The sequence below is a fragment of the Alkalihalobacillus trypoxylicola genome, from assembly GCF_001590785.1.
GTDB classification, from domain to species: domain Bacteria; phylum Bacillota; class Bacilli; order Bacillales; family Bacillaceae_D; genus Alkalihalobacillus; species Alkalihalobacillus trypoxylicola.
On the sequence record NZ_LTAO01000001.1, the window covers coordinates 530,042 to 536,124 of the forward strand.

Here is a 6,083-nt window from a genome sequence, read left to right on the forward strand (position 1 = left end):
TAAAATTCGTTGAACCAGAATAACAGGCAAAAGAAACACTTCTATTCGACCTCAGTTAATGTAAAAGCACTAAAAGGGGTAAAAGAGATTGCTCTATTCACCCTAAAAAGTGCTTATTCAAAAATAAGGGAAAAAAGCATTTTAAATAACGAACAGGACCTTCCTTCTACTCAATAGAAGGAAGGTCCCTGTTACAATTAAAGATTCTCCGAAAAACGTATCCTAGCGGATGATAAAAATCCACGTCCAAATTATGTTTAATAGTCTGGCTCTACCCTTCTGGTTCTGGTGTCGCTGTCTTTGATAAGCAAATAGAGAGAGCCCCTCATCTATCTATTGGGCACGCACTTAATCATAGGTTTGTCCCTATCTTATTTAATCACCCTATTTACTTTATCAAAATATCTTGCTTATTTTTTAATTTGTTAAATCTCTTAATCATTAGAGTCAACATATGTAACATCTAAATTAGCCGCCTCATAAAAGGCTTGTTTGCTTTGATTATATTGAGTCGTAAAATCATTGAATTGCTCTTTTAGTTCATTGACCTTTTGGTAAGAGTCATTTACTTCATCAATCTTCGTCTGTAAATCAATTAATTCTAAATCTTCTTCCTTCAGTAATTGAAATAACTCCCGGTCTAATTGAATCGAATGCGTATAATTTTCAAACAATTGCTGGTAACTTTCGTATCGAGATTCCATTTCATTCGAAAAGCCTTTAAATAACGATAGAAGCTCCTCATCGTCAAACTCCTCTTGTAGCAACTCAACTTGTTTAAATTCTTCATAACTTGATTCGATGCTTTCTTTTTCTAAACTTACAGCTTCCTCTCTTTGATCAATAGAAGAAAGGGCTTCATCTGAAAGAACGATAATTTGCTCAAATTCATCTAATCCTAAAGCTATGGCTTCCTCATAAATTTGATGTTCCTTCTCTTCAGCCTCAACCAAAACGGCTTGCTGCTCTTCAAACGGTTGTTCTAGTTCCACTGCTTTTTCTAAATGATTAAATACATCTTCGGCTGTATTTTGACTACAACCTACAAGTAGAATCATTAAAGCGCTAATAGCCAAAAAATATTGACTCTTGCTCCATCTCACACTAATCTCCCCCTATTTCCTTTACATTCACAAGTACCCTTATTAAAAACACTAAAACAAAAAGCTTTATTTATCAACTCTTAACCAACAACTTCCCTAAAAACATATGTGAATATTTAAAATATATGCGCTTGTCCATCATTTTATAAAAGAGAAAAAGTAAGTTTTTTTTAAAAATTCATCAAAAAAATGGGCATTCATCCAATCTTCAACTGTGCAAATGCATAATGTAAATAGTGAGTCGCACTTAGTGTGATGTACCTAAAAGGAGGAATTTACTATGTACGGATACGGTTCAGATTGTTGTTATGATCCTTGTGGTTACGGTTATGGTGCTCCAGTTGCTGGATACGGTGGCGGCGGATGTGGAAATAGAGGTTTCGCCTTAATAGTTGTACTATTCATTTTATTAATCATCGTTGGTGCAGCGTGTTTTAATAAAGGAGATTACAAAGACTGTTAATCACATGAGGGTGGTTTTATTTAAAACCACTCTCTTTTCGTATGAAAAAATGAGATTTAGTTTTGACTGTTTGTCCAAAAGCATCTAGAATAAGGATGTACGAAAAGGAGCGATACATATGATTACGATGAAAGATATTGTTCGTGAAGGAGATCCCGTATTACGTAAAATAGCAGAAAAGGTTTCCTTACCACTTAGTAAGGAAGATCAGCAAACTCTTGAAGAAATGTTACAGTTCCTAAAAAATAGTCAGGACCCTGAGCTTGCAGAAAAGTATCAATTAAGAGCTGGAGTAGGAATAGCCGCACCACAAATTGGCATTTCCAAACGAATGTTTGCGATTCATGCAACGGATGAAAAAGAACAACTATACAGTATGGGACTAGTTAACCCTAAAATAATTAGCCATTCGGTCGAGGAAAATCATCTTGAAGGTGGAGAGGGTTGTCTCTCTGTTGACCGTGAAGTTCCTGGCATTGTTCCAAGACATTCCAGAATCACTCTTACTGCGACCACTCTTGAGGGTGAAACTGTTACATTAAAACTAAGAGGCTATATAGCGATTGTCGTTCAGCATGAGCTAGATCACTTAGACGGTATTATGTTTTACGACCGTATTGAAGAATTTCAAGATAAACTGAAAATAGAGAAAAAGCTTTAATGGTTCATTAATCTATTGCAGCCATCCTGATGATGGTTGTTTTTTCTTGATTCAATGGGTTTCCAATGATTACCTCCACTTTTTAACCTTTTCTTACACATACTAAATTTAGAAGTATGAAAAGAATCTTAAATGGGAATGAAAGAAGGAGTGGATTGGAATGTTGAAGAGAATTAGACGAAGACTTGTCAATGGATGCAAAAATCTCTTACCAAAAAAACGTTTATTAGAAGTTTAAATCTTGACGTGTTGAAGTTAGTAAGAGCTCAGTTTTAAAGAACTATCTATGTTTTATTGGATAAGCGTAAGAAAAACATGAAAAAGAGATAGGATTGTTTTATAATAAAGAAATAACTATCGAAATAAGGAGAGGAAAAATTATGTTATTTAAGGTGTTTTTTCAAAAAAAGCCGAACCAAGTGCCTGTTCGTGAACTAACAGACTCCATATATGTTGAAGCAAGTAATGAGGCTGAAGTTCGTAAGAAGATAGCAGACCGTCAATACAATATTGAATTTATTACAGAAATCTCTGGAGCTCATTTAGAATATGAGCAAGGTAAAGAAGATTTCAAGGTGGAGAGTATTTAATGAAACAAGTTAAAAATAATCAAACAGCAGTATTTGCTCTCGGAGGTCTAGGTGAAATCGGGAAAAATATGTATGCTGTACAATTTCAAGATGAGATTATTGTAATAGATGCCGGAATTATGTTTCCAGAGGACGAGCTTCTTGGTATAGATTACGTTATACCTGATTTTACATACCTAAGTAAAAATATTGATAAAATCAAAGGTTTATTTATTACACATGGTCACGAAGATCATATTGGTGGCATTCCCTATTTATTACGTGAAGTAAATATACCGATTTATGGTGGTAAATTAGCACTAGGCCTATTGAGAGGTAAGTTAGAAGAGCACGGTTTATTACGACGTTCTAAATTGATTGAAATACAGGAAGATCAAATTGTGAAATTCACAAAAACTTCCGTCTCATTCTTTAGAACGACACATAGTATTCCGGATGCATATGGAATTGTCATTAAAACTCCTCCAGGTAACGTAGTTCATACTGGAGATTTCAAATTTGACTTTACACCGGTTGGCGAACCAGCTAATTTAACGAAAATGGCGAAAATCGGTGAAGAAGGTGTTCTCTGTTTATTATCAGATTCCACTAATAGTGAAATTCCAGAATTTACGATGTCCGAACGAAAAGTTGGAGAAAGCATTGATAATATTTTCCGTAAAGTCGATGGAAGAATTATCTTCGCAACCTTCGCTTCTAACATTCATCGTCTTCAACAAGTAATTGAATCAGCAGTTACACATAATCGAAAAGTGGCTGTTTTTGGTCGTAGCATGGAATCTGCCATTGCGATTGGACAGGAATTAGGTTACATTAAAGCACCTAAACAAACCTTTATTGAGCCATCACAATTAAATAAGTTACCAGATAATCAAATAACGATACTATGTACAGGAAGCCAAGGAGAGCCAATGGCTGCACTGTCAAGAATTGCCCACGGTACACACCGTCAAATTCAAATTATACCGGGAGATACAGTCGTTTTTTCTTCTTCTCCTATACCTGGGAACACTGTGAGTGTCGGAAAAACGATCAATCAGTTGTATCGTGCAGGTGCTAATGTTATTCACGGTCCGTTAAATGATATTCATACATCTGGTCATGGTGGACAAGAAGAACAGAAATTAATGCTTCGTCTCATGAAGCCACAATATTTTCTTCCTATACATGGTGAATATCGCATGTTAAAAATGCACATTAAATTAGCAACTGATTGTGGTGTAGAAAAAGAAAATTGCTTTATTATGGATAATGGCGATGTACTTGCTCTTCACCCAGAAGAAGCTGGAGTAGTCGGGAAAATCCCTTCTGGTTCTGTATATGTTGATGGTAACGGTATAGGTGATATTGGTAACATCGTATTACGAGATCGACGTATCTTATCTGAAGAAGGCCTAGTGGTGGTGGTTGTTAGCCTAGATATGAAAGAATTCAAAGTAACAGCTGGGCCAGATATTATCTCAAGAGGCTTTGTTTATATGAGAGAATCTAGCGACTTAATTCATGAAGCACAAAAGCTTCTTGCCGCACACTTAGATAGTGTAATGGAAAAGAAAACCTCACAATGGTCTGAAATTAAAAATGAAATGACAGATTTACTTGGTCCCTTCCTCTATGAAAAGACAAAACGTAAGCCAATGATCCTTCCAATCATAATGGAAGTTTAAGAAGGAATTTAAAAACAGCCTTTCGACAATGTCTCTACGGACCGTTGATAGGCTGTTTTATAATACAGAAGTCTATTCTAATAAACTATTAAATTTATCAGAAGTCTTCCTTAAGTGCAATGTTGTGTCCTATTTGAAGAAAAATTTCATCATTAGCATTTATTATTGTAAGGGTTTACTTATGCAAAAATTTAGTTCATTCGAAATGAAGGAGATGTGATACCTTGACTAATCTTTTATTAATTTTATCAATAGCCATTTTAATTATCGGAGTCATTAGTGGCTTCTTTATGAACAGTTTCTTTGGATGGCTAATTACGACATTAGGAAGTTTAGCTTTTGCTAGTATCACGCTTGCTCTTATGAAAATCATTCAAAATCAAGAGAAATCTCTGACGCTTCTTCACCAAGTTTTTTCATCAGTTAATCAACAAACTGAAGTTTCATTACAGTGCAAAAACTGTAACTATGAATACAGTGACAGCCTTTCTTCATGTCCTAAATGTGGATTTAGAGGAAACTAAAAGTAATAAATAAACAGGGAAGATACAAGTATAAGGGGTGCAAATCGCACCTCTTTTTCTAAAGCTTCCATATTAAGCACATTGACTAATGATTACTCGGTAATGTACATTCCTTGAGAATATTGACTTTCCATGAAATTAGCGTTGTGCTATCTCTAACATTGTTTTCTTTAATTTTTTGAAACAATTTCTTGACACTTTCGTCTTCCTTAGTGTTGAGGAAAGTGTTATAAATATTTTTAGGGTTTGAATAGGGTTGGTTTGGACATTCGACAAGTCCAATCTTTAAAATTATTAATCATATTCAATTCTCCATTATTTTTATTTCAAAATTCAATTGATTTGTTAGCAACTATTCGTCTCCATGGGTAACATTCATCGAACCCCTATGTTCTATTGATGTGAAAGGATAAGAGCAACTAGGTACATATGAAGATGCACATTGTTTCTCAGTTAGTAATCGTGACCATAGCATTATGTGTTTTGGAATTTAATATCTTTAACTTTTTTCAAATCGCGGTCTTTTGTTATGTAATTGAGTGAATTTCATCATTGCTCTATAAACGAATAAAACCGAACGTTTCTTATAAAATTTAAACGTTTGCGAATTAACTTCTTGATCGAAACGATAGGTAGTGACTCCCAAAGGAGCAGCGCAGTCTGAAGATCCACTCTGACGAAGCTCTGCGTAGTCAGAGTTAGCTGAAGACAAGCCCTTGGGACAGTCTGAAGATCCACTCTGACGAAGCTCTGCGTAGTCAGAGTTAGCTGAAGACAAGCCCTTGGGAAAGCATCTACCTATAGTGAAAATCAAAAACCTAACCGCTCGAATTCATTATAAAGATGTATTGAATGTTTGTTAATTAACTTCTAGATTGAAACGGTAGGTAGTTGACTCCCAAAGGAKYAGCGCAGTCTGAAGATCCACTCTGACGAAGCTCTGCGTAGTCAGAGTTAGCTGAAGACCAGCCCTTGGGAAAGCATCTACCTTTAGTGAAAATCAAAAACCTAACCGCTCGAATTCATTATAAAGATGTATTGAATGTTTGTTAATTAACTTCTTGATTGAAACGGT

The 6,083-nt window shown here is 35.2% G+C and carries 5 protein-coding genes and 1 pseudogene; 5 read left to right on the plus strand and 1 reads right to left on the minus strand.

The features are described from left to right. Positions 1 to 434 precede the first annotated feature (434 nt). Positions 435 to 1,103, minus strand: a complete 669-nt coding sequence (locus tag AZF04_RS02530; protein ID WP_082795244.1) for a YkyA family protein — start codon at positions 1,101 to 1,103, stop codon at positions 435 to 437. A gap of 358 nt (positions 1,104 to 1,461) precedes the next feature. On the opposite strand from AZF04_RS02530, the pseudogene AZF04_RS21495 reads away from it, so the two are divergent. The 5 genes and pseudogenes from AZF04_RS21495 to AZF04_RS02555 all read left to right on the plus strand — a co-directional run. Then, positions 1,462 to 1,566: pseudogene (locus tag AZF04_RS21495) on the plus strand (YjcZ family sporulation protein); the annotation flags it as partial. A gap of 118 nt (positions 1,567 to 1,684) precedes the next feature. Beyond that, entirely contained in the window at positions 1,685 to 2,227 is a 543-nt protein-coding gene (gene def, locus AZF04_RS02540; RefSeq protein ID WP_045480047.1) for a peptide deformylase, read from the plus strand. Between the two features lie 380 nt (positions 2,228 to 2,607). After that, entirely contained in the window at positions 2,608 to 2,817 is a 210-nt protein-coding gene (locus tag AZF04_RS02545; protein WP_045480036.1) for a DNA-dependent RNA polymerase subunit epsilon, read from the plus strand. Continuing rightward, entirely contained in the window at positions 2,817 to 4,484 is a 1,668-nt protein-coding gene (gene rnjA / locus AZF04_RS02550) for a ribonuclease J1 (RefSeq protein ID WP_045480034.1), read from the plus strand. Before AZF04_RS02545 ends, rnjA begins: the two co-directional genes overlap by 1 nt. A gap of 224 nt (positions 4,485 to 4,708) precedes the next feature. Further along, positions 4,709 to 5,008 (plus strand): zinc ribbon domain-containing protein, encoded by a 300-nt coding sequence (locus AZF04_RS02555; RefSeq protein WP_061947404.1) that lies wholly within the window; start codon positions 4,709 to 4,711, stop codon positions 5,006 to 5,008. Positions 5,009 to 6,083: the final 1,075 nt, after the last annotated feature.